Source organism: Paenibacillus sp. FSL E2-0190, assembly GCF_037992965.1.
GTDB lineage: Bacteria > Bacillota > Bacilli > Paenibacillales > Paenibacillaceae > Paenibacillus_AQ > Paenibacillus_AQ odorifer.
Genome location: NZ_CP150306.1, coordinates 3437522 through 3454488, shown reverse-complemented (window position 1 = coordinate 3454488; position 16967 = coordinate 3437522). Strand labels below are relative to the sequence as shown.

At 44.4% G+C, this 16967-nt stretch carries 15 protein-coding genes; 5 read left to right on the top strand and 10 right to left on the bottom strand.

Features of this window, described 5'->3' with window-relative positions; all coding sequences use genetic code 11:
• Nucleotides 1-18: 18 nt before the first annotated feature.
• The gene (locus NST25_RS15105; protein ID WP_076309429.1) at nt 19-912 is read right to left on the bottom strand and encodes a LysR family transcriptional regulator; all 894 of its coding nucleotides are present in this window, start codon (nt 910-912) and stop codon (nt 19-21) included.
• A 294-nt stretch (nt 913-1206) separates the two neighbouring features.
• Between NST25_RS15105 and NST25_RS15100 the strand changes: the two genes are divergently transcribed.
• Nucleotides 1207-1746, top strand: a complete 540-nt coding sequence (locus NST25_RS15100) for a GNAT family N-acetyltransferase (protein WP_076309428.1) — start codon at nt 1207-1209, stop codon at nt 1744-1746.
• A gap of 104 nt (nt 1747-1850) precedes the next feature.
• Here the strand turns inward: NST25_RS15100 and NST25_RS15095 are convergent, their stop codons facing one another.
• The 8 genes from NST25_RS15095 to NST25_RS15060 all read right to left on the bottom strand — a co-directional run bounded on the left by NST25_RS15095 (nt 1851) and on the right by NST25_RS15060 (nt 10933).
• A complete protein-coding gene (locus NST25_RS15095; RefSeq protein WP_076184628.1) occupies nt 1851-3788 on the bottom strand; it encodes a hypothetical protein in 1938 nt (645 codons plus the stop codon).
• A 213-nt stretch (nt 3789-4001) separates the two neighbouring features.
• Nucleotides 4002-5018: a sugar kinase gene (locus tag NST25_RS15090; RefSeq protein ID WP_076309427.1), complete on the bottom strand. Its 1017-nt coding sequence runs from the start codon at nt 5016-5018 to the stop codon at nt 4002-4004.
• Nucleotides 5011-5766 carry a KDGP aldolase family protein gene (locus tag NST25_RS15085; RefSeq protein ID WP_076184626.1) on the bottom strand — a complete coding sequence of 252 codons (756 nt, stop codon included), beginning with the start codon at nt 5764-5766 and terminating at the stop codon, nt 5011-5013. Before NST25_RS15085 ends, NST25_RS15090 begins: the two co-directional genes overlap by 8 nt.
• The gene (locus NST25_RS15080; protein ID WP_076125569.1) at nt 5759-6871 is read right to left on the bottom strand and encodes a DgaE family pyridoxal phosphate-dependent ammonia lyase; all 1113 of its coding nucleotides are present in this window, start codon (nt 6869-6871) and stop codon (nt 5759-5761) included. The genes NST25_RS15085 and NST25_RS15080 overlap by 8 nt, the downstream gene beginning before the upstream one ends.
• Nucleotides 6825-7958 (bottom strand): amidohydrolase/deacetylase family metallohydrolase, encoded by a 1134-nt coding sequence (locus NST25_RS15075; RefSeq protein ID WP_340394329.1) that lies wholly within the window; start codon nt 7956-7958, stop codon nt 6825-6827. Before NST25_RS15075 ends, NST25_RS15080 begins: the two co-directional genes overlap by 47 nt.
• A gap of 144 nt (nt 7959-8102) precedes the next feature.
• Entirely contained in the window at nt 8103-8996 is an 894-nt protein-coding gene (locus NST25_RS15070; RefSeq protein ID WP_036677301.1) for a sugar phosphate isomerase/epimerase family protein, read from the bottom strand.
• Nucleotides 8997-9020: 24 nt separating this feature from the next.
• On the bottom strand, nt 9021-9878 hold the full coding sequence (locus NST25_RS15065) for a sugar phosphate isomerase/epimerase family protein (protein WP_076125572.1): 858 nt from the start codon (nt 9876-9878) through the stop codon (nt 9021-9023).
• A complete protein-coding gene (locus tag NST25_RS15060) occupies nt 9875-10933 on the bottom strand; it encodes a Gfo/Idh/MocA family oxidoreductase (protein WP_076125574.1) in 1059 nt (352 codons plus the stop codon). The genes NST25_RS15065 and NST25_RS15060 overlap by 4 nt, the downstream gene beginning before the upstream one ends.
• Nucleotides 10934-11056: 123 nt before the next feature.
• Here NST25_RS15060 and NST25_RS15055 point away from each other — a divergent pair, with 123 nt between their 5' ends.
• Nucleotides 11057-11926 (top strand): AraC family transcriptional regulator, encoded by an 870-nt coding sequence (locus NST25_RS15055; protein ID WP_076125575.1) that lies wholly within the window; start codon nt 11057-11059, stop codon nt 11924-11926.
• A gap of 70 nt (nt 11927-11996) precedes the next feature.
• On the opposite strand, the gene NST25_RS15050 is transcribed toward NST25_RS15055, so the two are convergent.
• Nucleotides 11997-12500 (bottom strand): DUF1572 family protein, encoded by a 504-nt coding sequence (locus NST25_RS15050; RefSeq protein ID WP_036677310.1) that lies wholly within the window; start codon nt 12498-12500, stop codon nt 11997-11999.
• A gap of 252 nt (nt 12501-12752) precedes the next feature.
• Between NST25_RS15050 and NST25_RS15045 the strand changes: the two genes are divergently transcribed.
• The 3 genes from NST25_RS15045 (at nt 12753) to NST25_RS15035 (ending at nt 16939) form a co-directional block, all read left to right on the top strand.
• A complete protein-coding gene (locus tag NST25_RS15045; protein ID WP_339186997.1) occupies nt 12753-14837 on the top strand; it encodes a subtype B tannase in 2085 nt (694 codons plus the stop codon).
• A 165-nt stretch (nt 14838-15002) separates the two neighbouring features.
• On the top strand, nt 15003-15695 hold the full coding sequence (locus NST25_RS15040; RefSeq protein ID WP_076184620.1) for a response regulator transcription factor: 693 nt from the start codon (nt 15003-15005) through the stop codon (nt 15693-15695).
• Nucleotides 15692-16939 (top strand): ATP-binding protein, encoded by a 1248-nt coding sequence (locus NST25_RS15035; RefSeq protein WP_340394327.1) that lies wholly within the window; start codon nt 15692-15694, stop codon nt 16937-16939. The genes NST25_RS15040 and NST25_RS15035 overlap by 4 nt, the downstream gene beginning before the upstream one ends.
• Nucleotides 16940-16967 lie beyond the last annotated feature (28 nt).

Here is a 16967-nt window from a genome sequence, read left to right as displayed (position 1 = left end):
TAGAGTTTTTTAATACATCTATACAATTAGTCGATCTCCCACTTTACCAATCCCCAGTTCAAGCAAGGTTTCGATGAATTCTGCGTTCTCTCCATTCAGTGAAATCAGGCTGGTTCGCAAGGAGATGCCTTCCGTCTCCGCAATATCCACCCGGATCAGCGACCCCGTCGCCACTTCCTCTTGCACACTGAGGGCGGGAAGGAAACAGATGCCTGCTTTTTTCAATACCAGCTTTTTGGCTGTCTCCAGGTTATCTACCTGATATTCAATCTTCGGTGGCTGTTCCATACTCTCAAATACACGATGCAGCCGCATCCAATCCAAAGATCCGCATTCAAAAAAAACCAACGTCTCCTGGCGGATATCCTCCAGTGAAGCCCGCTGTGCTTTAGCAAAGCGGTGTCCCTCATGTACATACAGTGAGATGGGGTCCTCGCAGAATGGAAAGGTTTGAATTGCCGGATTTACGACCTTACGGATAAAAGCCAAATCAAGCTCTTTCGATTTTAACTTTTCAGTCAATACTTCCGTAGAAGCTGTCATAAGCTTGATTGTGATATGAGGATATCTGCGCTTTAAATGAAGCATCAGATGGGGCATTAAATAATTGGAAACCGAGACCGTACTGCCGATTCTCAGTTCATTTGGAATGTGCCCCTTAGCCTGAACCTGATATTTACCGTTCTGATAAATCTGAAGAATCTGCTGCGCATAGGGTAGAAACTGTTTACCTTTATCCGTCAGGTTAATCTGCTTCCCCAACCGATCAAACACTTTGCAATCCAGTTCCCTTTCTAGCGATTGGATCCGGGCCGTTACTGTCGGCTGTGAGATATATAGGACTTCGGCCGCTTTATTGAAGCTTCCATAATGATTGATGTAGACAAAGGCCTCAATATTTTCAATGTTCATCCCTAATCCCCCTATGCTTTTATTAATTTTACTATTCCGATGAAAAAACAATGAATTATAGCGATGCTTTCCTATAGATTTTGTTTATATCTTAGTCATCGCCCTATTTTTTGTCAACAATTAATTCCGTGTAAATCAATCGGATTTTGAATCAAACGTTATGTTTATTTCATATAGAACTTTTCTATTCCTATATCAGAATTATAAAACACCTCTTATTCCACTGGGAATTATCATATATAATAATTTCATTCGAATGAACATTACATTTGTCTGAAAGGGGATAGCGAAAACATGTCACAAAAGATCATTATCCGTGAAGCTGAGAATAAAGATCGTAATGCTATCGCCGAAGTGCTGTTAGATGCATACCACCAATATTCGGAGATCATGCCTGAGCCGTTGTGGCTGGAGTATCGGAAATCGCTTCTTGATTCCGTTCATGGTGATACCCCGCTCGTACGGATCATCGCTGAAATCGACAAGAAAATCGTTGGTAGCGCACTCTTGTTCAGCTCCTCGGAAACGGCTTACGGGAAACCGGAGCTCGGGATTCACTCCCCGATCCTACGTCTGCTAGCCGTATCTCCATCCGCTCGTGGTCTTGGCGTTGCAACCCTTCTGATTCGCGATGCTGCACGGAGATCACTACAGTTGGGTGCCACCACCTTGAACCTGCACACCTCGGAAATGATGTCTTCAGCCATCAAACTGTACCAGCGCTTAGGCTTTAATCGTGCATATGAGACCGATCTTATGAACGGTGACACTCTAGTACAAGGCTTCCGGCTAGACCTGCTGTCCTCCGTCCGTTCTACAGCGGGACAAATATAGAATTCGAGAATTCTTAAATATTTGTCTTTTAAATATAAAAAGAAGCCTCGGAAAGCTTCCCCAATGATCTTGTGTGATCGTTACGGTGAACTCCCGAGGCTTATTTATTTTTCTTTTTTATAAGTGATTTCTTTAAAACTCACAGTGATTTCCCCCGTATTATCGGCATCGCCCATTCGAAGATCTGTAGTAACGATAGCACGGGAAGGGATGGACGAAAAGCTTGCCCCCTTCTGCTTCTTTTTTACATCATAGAGATAATAAGAAACATCCTTAACATTAAGCCCTACATTATCCTTGTGTATAAGTTCTACAGTATAGGATTTTATCACGGCTACATTAGCGTCCATCCACCCCACAACTTCAATAGCTGTATCTTCATGGTTGCCTTCAGTCTTAATGGAGCCGATGGAATGACCATCCTGATTATAAAAATTAATTTTTTGTGCAGCTATTTTCAGATAATCGATATCGATGTCAAGAATTCGGTTTTCGTTGATCTCTGCTGAATCCATCCAGGCAATCGTGCCCGCGGGGTTCCACTTTATTTTCTCAGAAGGTACATATTGCTCTTGTGGTAACGGAACAGTACGAAGAGAAACTCCTTTATTATCGTAAAAGGTTAATTCGCCGCTCTCATCATCATGTACAAATCTTTTAAAAGTTGGTGAGAGGAACAGGGATGGCGCCCCGGTCGTCGAATGTGGGATTACGCGATATTTCAGAAGATGGACATCGTCCTTTCCCGTTTTCAGATCAAAGATCCATACATTGCCGAGATAACTCTGCATAAACAATTTTTGCTCATCAGCTTTCCATTGAAATTTATAAATGTAATCATAATCATCAGAAAGCGGCCAGAAGTTTTCCCGAAGTCGTTCAATCTTTCCTGTAAGAACATTATATGAGGACAAATGATATTGCCCAGCTTTTTTCGTCACATCCGATTCCAGAAATAATAGATGATCCTCATCCAGCGGGATTAGCATATTATAGTTGCTCATAAAAGCATTATTCCATAGATTATTGGAATCGTTGAGCTCGTCACTCCATTTCACCTTTACCTCATCCGTAGCAGGATCATGGGCTAATAAAGCGTTGACAGCATTATGGTCGCCATAGAAAAGATGAATGGTATGATAAGAGATCCCTTGCAGTTCAACTACTGCTCCACCGTTTAACAGATAGTTATTTTCGGATAGGCCAACCGGTTTGGCCACCAGATCTCCAATAGAGTTCCGTTCTGTATTAAACTCCAAACCATTAAATTTTGCTTCCGAGAACAGAATCTTCTTTAACTCGGCAGTTGATTCCTTAGTAAGTGTGTAGCCTGTATCCGTTTTGTTCACATTCATTAACATGCCTTGCTCGCTTGTCTCGTTAATCCATAAATGAAAGGCATATTTATTATTATCTGAAATTAGAACGATATCGTAGTTAGGCGTTGCGGTATTTAAATTCCCTGGTATTTGTTCAGCAGTACGGATGGCTCGGACGAAAGTATCTATGGTTTCATGATCTGTGTATTCATCCTTTATGTTAGCATTCACTGAACCATGTGCTAGAGCGTTTGCTAATGTGATTCGCTTGATGGTCTCATCTAATTTTAGATTATCTGATTCTACTTGTTGTTCAGTTGATTGAAATAAGGTAAGCAAAGCAGCCTTATCCGTTTCAGATAACTTGTAATGCCCATTTACTCCTGATTTGGTGAAAAGACCATTATTATTGCCCATAATCCAGAATGAGAATTTTTCGTTTTCTTTACTCTTCAATTCAACAGTAACCTCATAATCAGGTGCTGCAATATCAAGCTTCGCGTTGTCATACTCAGCAGTATGTATAGCTTTATTGAAACGTTCTATTAGCTTTTGGTCCGTTATGGTTATTAATCCGCCGCTATCATTATGGATTGTAATGGAGTCCACAGAACTCAGATCGATTAGCTTTTTATTCGCTTTATCTTTACTCCCTGTATTGGCACATCCAACAAAGATTATTGAAATAACTGCTAAAAGGGCTAGTAGATTTAACTTTTTCATATAGGCTCCCCCTTCTTATTCTCTCTTCTTTGACGCCGGATAGAGGATAAAGTTGCAAAAAATGAGATTTTACACCTATTTAAAAAGATCTAATTAAGCCAAATCTAGCCTGTAACCATTGGATCTGATTCTTGGCCTGAACAAAAGTACAGTGTTTGTAGCGATAAAAAAAGCCACCGCACAGGCCTGTTCTCCTGTAAGGCAGCTTCTTCTTTATCTCATTATATCTTTTACAGCACCCGTCAGTACACCAATAACTTCTTGCTCGGAGGCCAGCGGAGAGTCTCCTTCTACTGTGTGGGCTAGCATTCCGGCCGCGGCCGCAAAGGCTACAGTATGCTGAGGATCAAAACCTTCCAGCTCACCATGAATTATACCACTGGCATAAGCATCTCCAGCCCCGACTCTATCAAGCACCGGAAAGCTTAAGGTCTCGGAATATGCGAAGCGACCGGATTTGAAGATATAACCGCGCAATGAATGGCGGTTATCATCATGAATGGACCGATGCGTTCCTGCTACCGTACTTAGACTGTAGCGTGAAGCTACTGTGGGAATCAGCTCCTGAAGTTGTTCTTCTCTTGAAGTTCCTTCGGGCTTCATACCAAGGATTAGCATTGCGTCTTTTTCATTCATCAGCACGATGTCGGCCAAATGCAGCATGTCTTCGTAATGGGAGCGCGCCAGCTCATAGCCTCTCTCCCCCCAGAGCGATGGGCGGTAATTGCAGTCAAAAACGACTAGACCACCGTGTTGCTTAACCGTTTTTGCATAAGTTTTCATCGCTTTTCGCACATCATCGTTCATTGCCAGTGTTATCCCGCAGAAATGAACAGCATCCGCGAGGTCTGCCAGCTCTGCGAATGGATAAGTACCCGGAGGAGCAGTATTGAAGCTGCTCTCCGGGCGACCGGAATAAGTCACTCGGGAGGGGCGAGCCCCGAATCCGTTTTCAAGAAAGTACATCCCTATACTTGAGCCCCCGCGTTGGATATGCTCCGGCTGGATGCCCAGTCGCCGAAGATAGGCTGTTGCTGCGTCACCAATAGGATTCGCAGGCAGTCTGGACACCAAAGTCCCCCGATGTCCGTATCGGGACAATGCGGACAGTACATTGACTCCGGTGCCGGAGAACGAATACTTCAGCAGGTTACCCTGAGATAACAGTTCAAAGCCCGGTACCTGTAGCCGCATCATTATTTCACCAAAAGCGGCGATATGTTTAGGCATATTGATCTGCCAGCTTTTTCATCGTCCGATACAGCTGTTGTATGTCCGCCACTCTCGTTCTTCCGCTCTGCGGATCGATGATCGATGTATAGACATGGGGAATCACCTGCGGCACTCCCGCTTCCAATATAATAGACAAGATCTCTTCAAAGTTGTCCAGATCGATACCGCCGGTCGGCTCCAGCGCAAAACCCTCTTCCGCACAGGCTTTGGCCACAGCGATTAGCTCCGCTTTACGGCTCAGCCCCTGCATCGGAAAATACTTTAAAGCATTTCCGCCCATATCCCGAACCAATGCAATCGCCGCATTTACGGGAATTACAGCGGGTACAGATTGTGCCGCACTGGCCGGGCCGGTGGAGATATTCACAAAACCAGGTTGTCCCGTTGGTGCGATCATGCTGTTAATCCAACTATCTTTCGCTCCAAGGTTAGCACGGGTCGCACCAACTGCTGGGAATACCTGATTAATGTGGCTGCCAGCATAGGATTTGACAATCTCTGCAACAACAGCAGCTTGCCGATTATCACCCGCACCTAGTCCTATTGATACCGCACCGTCAATTTCCCGCCCATATGCCTCCATCGCCTGCACGGCTTCTTCTACCGTTGCATAGTCTTTGGACAATACACCGACCAGTACATAACCTTCGGCAGCAGCAAACACCTCTTTGGCATTTTCTATATCCTTAGCCAATACGTTTAAGGCCACCCGACCTTTATAGAACCGCTTGTTAATTTCAGACATTGCTTGCCCCTCCTGTCAATTCCCTTATCCTCGCTGTAATCATTTCTATGTCATCACCCATTAGCGGACGCGGGTCAATATCAAAATAACCTTGCCTTACCCCATAGTCTCTAGTGTAAATAGCCACTTCACCTTGTTGAAGCTGCTGGGACAGCTCAAGTGCTGTTATTGCGCACTGATTCGGGTCCACATGGATGCGTCCACGGTAAATCGCCCGGCCTGCTTCATCCTGCACGATAGTTACCCGAATTCCGGGAAGCCCATCGAGCGGCATCAGCAATTGGAGCGTAGCTTTTTCCTTTTCGCTTGTATCCTGTTTGTGAGCATATTCATCCAACGCTTGCATCAGGCCGAAGGATGTTTCCTTACCAACCTTCATGCTGCGTCCAATGCCGTGAAGCTGCACTTTTAGCCATTCAATATAAAGACGTTTTCCCGCCACAAGTCCGGATGTTGGACCTTCTATGGCTTTGGAGCCACTATAAATGACCAGATCGGATATTTGCACGTATTTCTGCAGATCCTCTTCCGCTGCAGCATCTACAATAAGCGGGACGTTATGAGTTTGAGCCACAGCCCAAGCTTCCTCTACAGAGATCATATTCTTCTGAACGGCATGATGAGATTTGACATACAAGATAGCCGCAGTCTGATCCGAGATCGCAGCAGCCAAATGCTCCGCCCGTCCTTCATTGGCATAACCTGCTTCCACCACTTTACCGCCGCCGAGATAAACCATGGTTTCCACTGGTGCACCGTATTGTACGTTATGACCTTTTAACATCACAATTTCATTTCTAAAAATGCTATCCTGATGGAGCCGTAGACTTGTACGAATATTACCGCGGGTTACCAGCGCCGCCACGGATAAAGCAATTCCACTGGAAGCCGAGTTCACGATCACCGCTGCTTCAGAACCTGTATGACGTGCAACATAATCCCCCGCTTTATCCACCAAATCGGCGATTTCCACATAACTCTGTCCGCCTTGACGCATAGCTTCCATCACCGTATCGGTCGGTGCCGATACCCCGAGGATGCTCATCCGGCCGCTTGCATTAATAACTCTTTTCAGGCCGTATTTCGCATTCCATGTATTTGTCACCTATGATCACTCCTATTGCTTGAATGGTTTGCTGTGCTACCCGGCGTTCCCCCTCAGAATCTACCAGTTCAATCTTCTTATCCGTCACACGAAAAAGGGTCAGATTCGCCTTGTTATTGATCCGAATCTCCCCAAGTTCCGGGCGTCCCAGCCACTGGGCTGCTCTGCTTGTCACCCGTGCAATTGTATCTTCAAGGGAATATCCCAGTGCAAGGAATTTGTTCAACAGATTCGCCATGGAGTAGACGGGACCATTGATACGGTTGCCTCTGTATATGTCTGTGCTGATCGTATCCGGATCAATACCGTTTTGTTTGGCCGCCTCGGCCACAGCGAACGAGAAGCTAGCCGTACCATGTCCCACATCCAAGTGAACTCCACGCTCAATAGCATCTCTCAGCGCTTGGAGCGGTCGATTCTCCTTATCGAACAAATTGTTGCTTTTACCATTTAGATAATGGGTTATCACGTCGTTGCGTTGAAGTAGCGGTAAAACCTCACGGATATCCGGCGGTGCGGAGCCTATATGTACCATCAGCGGCAGCCCGGTCTTTTCCGAAAGCTCCAGTGCATGTTGAAGCGGTTGAATGCCATTGTCACCCACTACGCTTTTGCTGATTCTGGCCTTCAAGCCTACGATAAATTCAGGATAAGCAACTACCGCCTGAAGCACCTTTTCATGATCAATCCACTCTAGTTGGGACAACTCGTCAATTCGCATCAGGCCAATCTTTGAAATGTTAAGAAAAGCAAGCAGTTGCGTTGCCGACTTTTTCCCCGCCTCTGCCAGCTCACCAATACGCTCCGCTCCGCAGCTACCTGCGTCCACGAGCGTAGTCACGCCACATTTGATTCCGATTTCATCGATCTCGTCTCCATACGGATTCAATTCTGCAAACGCATGTACATGCAAGTCGATCCAGCCGCTAGAGACATACGCCCCATTGGCTTCCACGACCTTGAAACCATGGTCTTCGGCGGTGCCTCGGGGAACAATCTGGACTACGTTGCCATCAGCTATGACAATGTCCACTTCCGCTCCATTCAGGACTTTCGCCCGGCGGAGGAGCAAACGTTCTGCTGTCATCGTCACACCTTCTTTCCAAATTCAGAACATTACCGTCCTAGGTCTTTCCCGCACAATCTATAACACAAACAGTCCCAATGGATGTAGGATCTTTTTTCACAGGGACTGTTTGGATGAACTATTTATTCTTTATCACTACCGTGTTCAGACCCGAAAACCCTTTAAAAAATTCACAGCCTGGCGGATATCTTCCTCCGGATTAGTGCCAACTTCCCGTTCTATGGTCAGGAATCCTGTATAACCGATGTCGTTCAGTGCTTGCAGATAGTTGTTCCAATCAACAGAACCCGCTCCGAGCGGAACTTCACGGAATGCCGAGCCGGTCTCGGCCATTTCAGCGATTTTCTCATGGTCTAATGCTGGTGCTTCATAACCATATTGACCGTAAACATCGCGTGGATCGATATCGGCAAGCTTGAGACCATCTTTAGCATGGGTGTGTACAATGTAGTCTTTTAGAGTATGAACACCTTGCACCGGATCATCACCAGTCACCATGACCATATTGGCCGGATCAAAATTAACGGAAACCCCTCTGGAACCCAGACCGTCGAGGAACGTCTTCAGACGTGCAGCGGGTTCTGGCCCAGTCTCAATCGCAAAATAAGAATTCATCTCATGTGCATATCTGCTAAGTTCCTCACAGGCAATGTGCATGGTTTCATAGATTTTACTGGCAGGGTTAGAAGGAACAATACCGATATGTGTAGTTACGATATCTGTACCTAGCTCCTTGGCCAGCTCCATAATGCGCTTGGACTTTTCAATTTTGGCACGGTTCTGGGCAGGGTCCTGAAAGCCATGTCCGCCTAAATCTCCAACGAGGGCAGAGATTTCTAAACCTAGCGAAGCAATGTAATCCTTCCATTCACGGCGTGCTGACTGAGAGAGAGTAGCGGGATCAAATTCGCCTTGTACCGCATAAATCTGAACTCCATCTGCCCCAGCTTCTTTTGCCTTGCGCAATCCCTCTTTCACTCCAACCTGAAAGCTGTCTACGATAACACCGATTTTATTAGTGATAATTGGTTTAACCATGGCATAATCCTCCAGTATAATGAATTAGATTTGGTTCCAAACCCGCTTGATGTATTCCAGCCCCAGTCTTGTTCCCTTACGGCACTCTTCCATTCCCTCAAATTCTACAGAGATATATCCATCGTAACCGCTTTCCTTAACGATTCGAATTACACTCGGCATATCGATGTCTCCTTGACCAACGATGGCACCTCTCAACCAGTTCCCACCGGAGGATTGGAACCAACCTTCGCCAGGCTGGCGGTCTTGCGGACGAATATAGAAATCTTTGAAATGCACCATTGAAGCAAGCTTGATGTTGTTAGGTACAGCTATTAGCGGGTTCTCATCTGCGCACAGGAAGTTCCCAATGTCGAGTGTTGTACGGAAGTTGTCTCTACCCACCGCATGAACCAGCGCCTGTACACGATCGCTGTGCTGAATAAAGTATCCATGATTCTCCACACTGGTCGTAATGCCTAAACCTGCGGCATAATCAGCAATTTCTCGGCAGGCTTCAGCCAAACGTGGAAGCTCTTCCAAAAAATGCGTGATGGATAGATCGTTTGAGGAGGCTACATCATGCCGCATCCGCTGAATGCCTAATGCCGCGCACACGTCTACTTCCCGCTTTACCCGCTCGACTTCCCGCTGCATTTCCGCTGTCTCCAGCCCGGCAAAGTTCGCCCCGATAGCATAATTGGATAACTCTAGTCCACGACCCGCTGCTGTTCGTACAATCTGATCAATTAGCTCAGGATTTTCAACCAAATTGATACCCAAAGGTACAATCTCCGCATGTTCTGCGCCCAGATCGGCGATCGTCTCAATGACTCCTTCAAGCGTGAGCTCACCCGTTGAAAAAGCCGAATGCAGACTGTAAGTGCTAATTCCTAACTTCATAGTTTCACCTCTTCACCTTTGGCTGCGGATTCATAGATCGCGCCGAGTATCTTCATAATTGTAACGCCGTCTTGCACAGGACTAATTGGTGTAGAGCCGGTACTGATGTTGCTCGCAAAATGATTAATTTCATTCTGGAATGCACTGTTGAACTCAAACCCCTTATTATCGGTCTGCGGATAGGTATTGACGATCGTATCCGCCTGTTCTTTAACAATGACTATCTCAGGATCAATTTCAAAACCACCCTTGTCACCGTACAGGCGTACTGAACGCTCATCTTCTTTGGCATGCAGTGTAAAGCTGACATCGACCATTAGCGAAGCTCCATTCTCAAAGCGAATCAGTGCATTCGCTAAATCTTCCACCGTATTGTTCGCTGCGTCGTAATCGGCGGCTTTATAGAATGAGAGATTCTTAATATTAGAACGATTGCCGAGCTTCCGGTAGGTATTAGCACTTACCGATACTGGATTCGGACGGCCCATCAAATACCAGCATAGATCAATCACATGGACACCAATATCGATCAGCGGTCCGCCGCCGGAGCGTTCAATATCACTGAACCAGCCGCCGGGATTGCCTAGTCTCCGGAACGTCGTTGCTTTTGCATAATAGATTTCGCCGAATTCTCCTTGTTCCACCAACGTCTGAAGGAGCTGGGCATTGGAGTCATAACGTCGTACAAAGCCTACTTGCAAAATCTTGCCGCTCTTTTCCACTGCTTGCTGTACCTGAAGCGCTTCTTCAACCGTACGGCAAAGCGGCTTTTCCACAAGCACATGCTTGCCTGCCTCAAGCGCCGCGATACTGATCTCGGCATGAGAGTTGTTCCATGTGCAGATGCTGACTGCATCTATTTCAGAATTGGCCAGTAATTCACGATAATCCGTGTATACCTTCTCGACGTTATATTCTGTAGCAACTTCGCGTGCACGTTCTTCATTCAGATCACATACCGCATATATGGTTGTCTGCGGATTATTCCGATAAGCACTTAAGTGCATGCCGGAGATAGAGCCCGTACCTATTACGCCAATTTTGATCTTATCCATTAACACTCGCTCCTTTATTTTGCATAGGTTATGATTCGTATTATAATGATTTCAACCCTAAACACCATGCAGAGCCTTGCGGTTTCATTTGTACAATTGTGCTATAGGAGGTGCAGTCTATAAATGTTGGACTATGATAAACATCTACAGGAACCCATGGACATGCCGGATCCCGAGTTTCCGATTAAAGTACATACCCAGCGTTTCCACCAAGAAGGAGTTATGTTGTTCCCACATCATTGGCATGAGCATCTTGAGTTTATATTTATTGAGAGTGGTGAGGCTGTTTTTGAGTGCGGACGAACACCGATCAACGTTCGGGCTGGCGATTTAGTTGCTGTGAACAGCAACGAGCTGCATTATGGGGTAAGCGCTTCTTCTGATTTATTGTATTATGCGATTATTGCAGATACTTCTTTGCTGCATAGTGCGGTAAGCGACGCTGCCGAAACCAAGTTCATCGCCCCGATTCAGCGGAACCAGCTGCTGTTACGTAACCATATCCGGGGGGATCAGCATATTACTGACTGTGCTTTGGCGATTATTCGGGAACTGGAACGTCGCGAATTTGGTTACGAGCTGGCCGTCAAGTCCGAGCTATACCGCCTGTTAACGCTGTTGTTGCGCAGACATATCGTCACCGTACTCTCACAAGCTGAGCAAGAGAGGCGTATTCAGACCGTTGAACGCTTCGCACCTGTTTTGCGATATATCGATACCCATTACCAAGAACCGATTCAAGTTGACGAACTTGCGGCGCTAACGGGGCTAAGCCGCTTCCATTTCAGCCGTCTCTTTAAGGAACTAACTGGGCATACGATATCGGAATATGTAAATGCTGTCCGTTTAGACCGTGCAGATTATTTGCTCCGCCATACCCAGCTAACGATTTCTGAAATCGCTACCACTACTGGCTTCAGCGATATCTACTATTTCAGCCGCACCTTCAAAAAGCATAAAAAAGTAACCCCTAGCAGTGTGAGGGGATTCTAGTTAGAGTGAACAAAGGACTGCCTCTTGGCAGTCCTTTGTTAGTGTATGCAGCGTTCCTCTAGTTAAACTATTATTGCCATACAAGCTGTCCCTTTCTTATTTTTGCTGCATAGATGATTTGGCCTGTATGATAATGGACTTCTCTCACCATCGCTATCATGAGATTAAGAGCAGTGGTCTCGTTATTTACTTGGCTATATGTAAGTGGTGGCAAATTAAGAAAGGGTTGTGACATCAATAACTCCGGGTTAGATTGGAGCCGTTCAAGGTATTGGATAATAATATCAAAAGCATCCCTGGTCATGGTTATAGCTTGTTCTTTTGTCATTTCTAGACCTCTTTCAAACTCCCTCTCTCTATCTCTTGTATCAGGAATATCTAAAAGAATGGTTTCAATTCGTGAGTGTACTGCCCCGCTAATATGAGCAACTAAATTTGCAATACTGTTACTTTCCACGGTTGGGGACCATGTAATATCCTCTTGGGTACATTGCTCGATTGCTTGGAGCGTCCATTTCTTTTCCGATCTAAATTTAACCAACATACTTTCAATTAACTCAATGGCGATATCCATTGCTAACCTCCTATTGATATAACCTATGTAAATTTTACCAAACTCATCTCTACTGTCAAATGAAATCCAGTACCAATGCTATTTTTATGCCACAATGTTTTGTTACATTCTTATCCGAGCTCCTGAGTAGAGTTAATTGATAACGTTTGTTGGCCTTAAAAGAAGGAGTTGGTATATGACACTGGATCATTCAGATTAGTACAAAAGAGACTGATGAGATTATCTACTATTTTTAGAAAAAGGAGATACGAAATGAAACTTAAAAAATGGATTGCCCCTATCCTCACATGTTCTCTGATGAGCCTCTCTTTCGCTACAGGATCTGCAAGTGCAGCAACTAACAGCGAGTATAGCTTGAAATTCAATGCGACTAACTATACTACAAAGACCATAACGGTGGATGGTCAATCCGTCACTTATCGGGCATATGAGAATATCGTTTATGTAAAGAACCCTGTAGATATTAATTATGAAACTATGAACGTCTATGTCCCTGAGGAATACTTCCAGGGTAAGTCGATCGGTAGTTACACCGCCGATACCGCACCTATCTTCTTCCCAAACCAGGTTGGCGGGTATATGCCTGCTCAGCCAGGTAGTACTGAAACAGGTAAAGGAATGGGTATGGGGGCAGGTCCACAGAACGGCGCTCCGAAAACAGACAAGGAATCCGCAGCAGCCCCAGGCGCCGATACAGGAACGGAATTGAATAAACCCGCTGCGGGTAAAGACGAAAACGCAGGAACACCTTCATCTGAATCTCCCAGTGCTATCGCAGTTGCCCTGTCCAAAGGTTATGTGGTCGCATCTCCAGGCGCTCGCGGTAGAACTACAAAGGACGAAAAAGGTGTTTACACTGGTAAGGCACCCGCAGCTATCGTAGATCTGAAGGCGGCTGTCCGCTACCTTCGCTTTAACGACGACATTATGCCTGGTGACGCCGAGAAGATCATCTCTAACGGCACAAGTGCTGGCGGCGCGCTCTCCGCATTACTGGGTGCTACCGGCAACAATGCGGAATATGAGCCTTATTTGGAAGCGATCGGAGCAGCTGATGAGCGTGATGACGTTTTTGCCGTTTCGGCCTACACGCCGATTACGAATCTAGATAACGCAGATGCAGCTTATGAGTGGCAATTCAACGGAATTAACACTTATGAAAAACTTGATTTCTCCGGAAATACGGATTTTAACATGGAAAGAAAGTTGGTAGAAGGAACATTGACGGAGGATCAGATTCAGGTATCTAACGAACTGGAAGCTATGTTCCCTGAATACGTCAATAGTCTAGGACTTACGAATACTGACGGAACAGCTTTGAAGATGGATGCGGACGGCAATGGCACCTTTAAAGATTACATCAAAGCTTTTGTGATCGCTTCAGCGCAAAAAGCGTTAAAATCGGGTACAGATCTGTCCGACAAAACCTGGATCACCATTGAAAATGGCACTGTTACGGATATCGACTATGATCAATATCTTGCATACTTGGGCAGAATGAAACTGCCTGGAGCCTTTGACGGTTTAGACCTGAGCAATGGTGAAAACGATCTATTCGGCACAGCGAATGTCGCTGCACAGCATTTTACTCAGTTCGGTTTGGAGCATGATACAGCGGGGGGAACACTTGCTGACCAGAATCTAGTGAAAATGATGAATCCAATGAACTATATCAGCACTGAGGGAACAACCACTACAAATAATTGGCGGATTCGGATGGGAACCAAGGATAGTGATACTTCCCTCGCTGTTTCTACTATATTGGCAACAGAGCTTGAGAACAAAGGTTCAAACGTTGACTTTGCAATGGCTTGGGATATTCCACACAGCGGAGATTACGATCTGGATGAGCTTTTTGCTTGGGCGGACAAGGTTAGTGCTACTTCACCAAAAGCATCCGCAGCTGCCATTCCTTCCAAATCATCATTGTTGGTGAATGGTAACAAGATATCTGTTAACGCGTACAATATCGACGGCAGCAACTATTTTAAATTACGGGACATTGCTATGGCTGTAAACAACACTACACAACAGTTTGAAGTGACATCGGATGAAAATACGAATACTTTAAACATTACATCTGACAAAACGTACACTCCGACGGGCATTGAACTTTCAGCATCTGTAAATACTAGTTCAAAGACCGGTGTTATGACAGCCACTAAGATAACTTTGAACGGACAAGAGATTTCAGTAACGGGCTATAATATCGGCGGTAGTGAGTATTTTAAGCTGAGGGATATTGCAAAATCACTTGATTTTAATTTGGAATGGGATGCTGGAACGCACACCATAAGTATAGATACTTCTAACATCTATAAGGACAGTAATAAATAATAGAACAGTAACTTATTCTGGTTACAAGAGGCCGATCCTTCAATCGGTCTCTTTCCATTCCATTTAGAATGCGATTATTTCCCTCACGAACATGCAGTCTTCCTTGCTCCTTTTAGACAATTTACATACAATAAGGTCCAAGATATCGGAATAAAGGTGGTAGCTATGCAGGGTAAAGTGAACATACTAATTTGTGATGACAATATAGCTGTACATGAGAGCATATCTGCTTATTTACAGGCGGAAAATATGGAATATGAATCCGTATACAATGGTGAGGAAGTTCTTTACAAATTGGAAGATCAGCATTTTGATCTCATAATTCTAGATATTATGCTGCCAGGACTTTTTGGGACAGAGGTTTGTCGTAAGATTCGCTTGACTAGTAACGTCCCGATTATAATGCTGAGCGCAAAAGGTGAGGAAACTGACCGCATATTAGGCTTGGAAATTGGTGCAGATGACTATATTACAAAACCGTTCTCCCCCCGGGAGGTCGTCACAAGAGTAAAAACCATTTTAAAACGCACTCATTACACCTTTCCAAGTGAAGACGCCATCCTGACGCTGGGAGAAATGAAGATTGACCGAAATGCTTTTAATATCAAAATTAATGGATCACGAATGGAATTTACACCTAAAGAGATCGAATTGCTTATCTATTTTACAATTAATAAAAACAAGGTGCTTTCAAGAGAACAAATCTTAAATAAGGTCTGGGGTTATGATTATTTCGGTGATACTAGAGCCGTTGATAATCTCATAAAAAGAATGAGAAAAAAACTGCCTGAAAAGAATTTGGGATTTGAAATCAAGTCTGTTTATGGGATGGGCTACAAAATGGAGACTTCCACATGAAAAAAGTAACTTCCAACAAAAAAGTGATTTATCTGGCCATCCTCTTTTGTTTCATTTTAGGACAACTTGGAGGAACCTTGATTATTAAACAGCTTTTTTTGAATTATAAATTAAAAGATATGCTGCCTCAGGCCTCTGCTATAGCTGCTGAAATGGCACAAAATGAGATGAGCATTCGAGGTTTTAAACCGTATCTTATGAAGGTGTATGATTTAGAGGGGAATGACCTTTCACCTGGTGACGAAAATAAGCATCTTTTTTTCAATGTTACATCGGAAGAATTCAAGGATGCCCTTATAGATTATATTCCCGAAGTAATTAAGTACAATAAATTCGCTGCGATTAAAAATATTAATGGGTTTCCGAGTAAATCCATTGTCGTAGGTGCACCTATTATTCAGGATAAACAAGCGGTCGGAGTCGTCTTTTTATTAGAACCTGGTAGTGAATTTCAGGCGGTATTGAATGGCTTCTATTACGTTTTTACAGGTACCCTTCTGTTAGGCACACTAATAATCAGCTTCTTTATATCCTCCTATCTAAAGGAGATGAAGCAGCTTGAAAAGACTCGTCGGGATTATATAGCGAATATTAGCCATGAGCTGAAATCTCCCATTGCCTCTATCAGAGCTTTAACGGAGACGCTGGCAGATGGAATGATTCAAGATGAAGAAAAAACAAATAAATACTATGGAATTATTTTATCCGAATGTGCGCGCTTGCAACGATTGATTTATGATGTACTGGAATTATCAAGAATGCAAAATAAAAAAGAAACTTGGAATAAAGAAAAAATAGATACTCAGGAATTAGTCATGCTTATTGAGTCTAAATACTCTTTCTTGTCCGATGAAATGGGCATTATATTTGAGATTACAGATAACGCCAGAAACCTTCCAGATATTTTTTCCAATAAAGATAAAGTGTTGCAATTAGTCAATATTTTGATGGATAACGCCATGAAATACGTTCAGGAGGATGGGAAAATAACTTTTGATGCTATTGTGCATTCGAGGGTTGTAACTGTGCAGATATCAGACAATGGACCCGGCATTGCAAAAGAGCACCTCCCTTATATCTTTGAAAGATTTTACAAAAGCGAACAGTCCCATAATGAAAAAGGAAGTGGTCTTGGGCTTGCTATCGCCGAGGAAATTGTAAATGGTCTGGGAGAAAAAATATCGGTTACAAGCAAACCGGGAAAAGGAACAGCTTTTCAATTTACCATTAGACGGTTCAAATAATAACTCTCTCATTTAACACCAAGAAGGT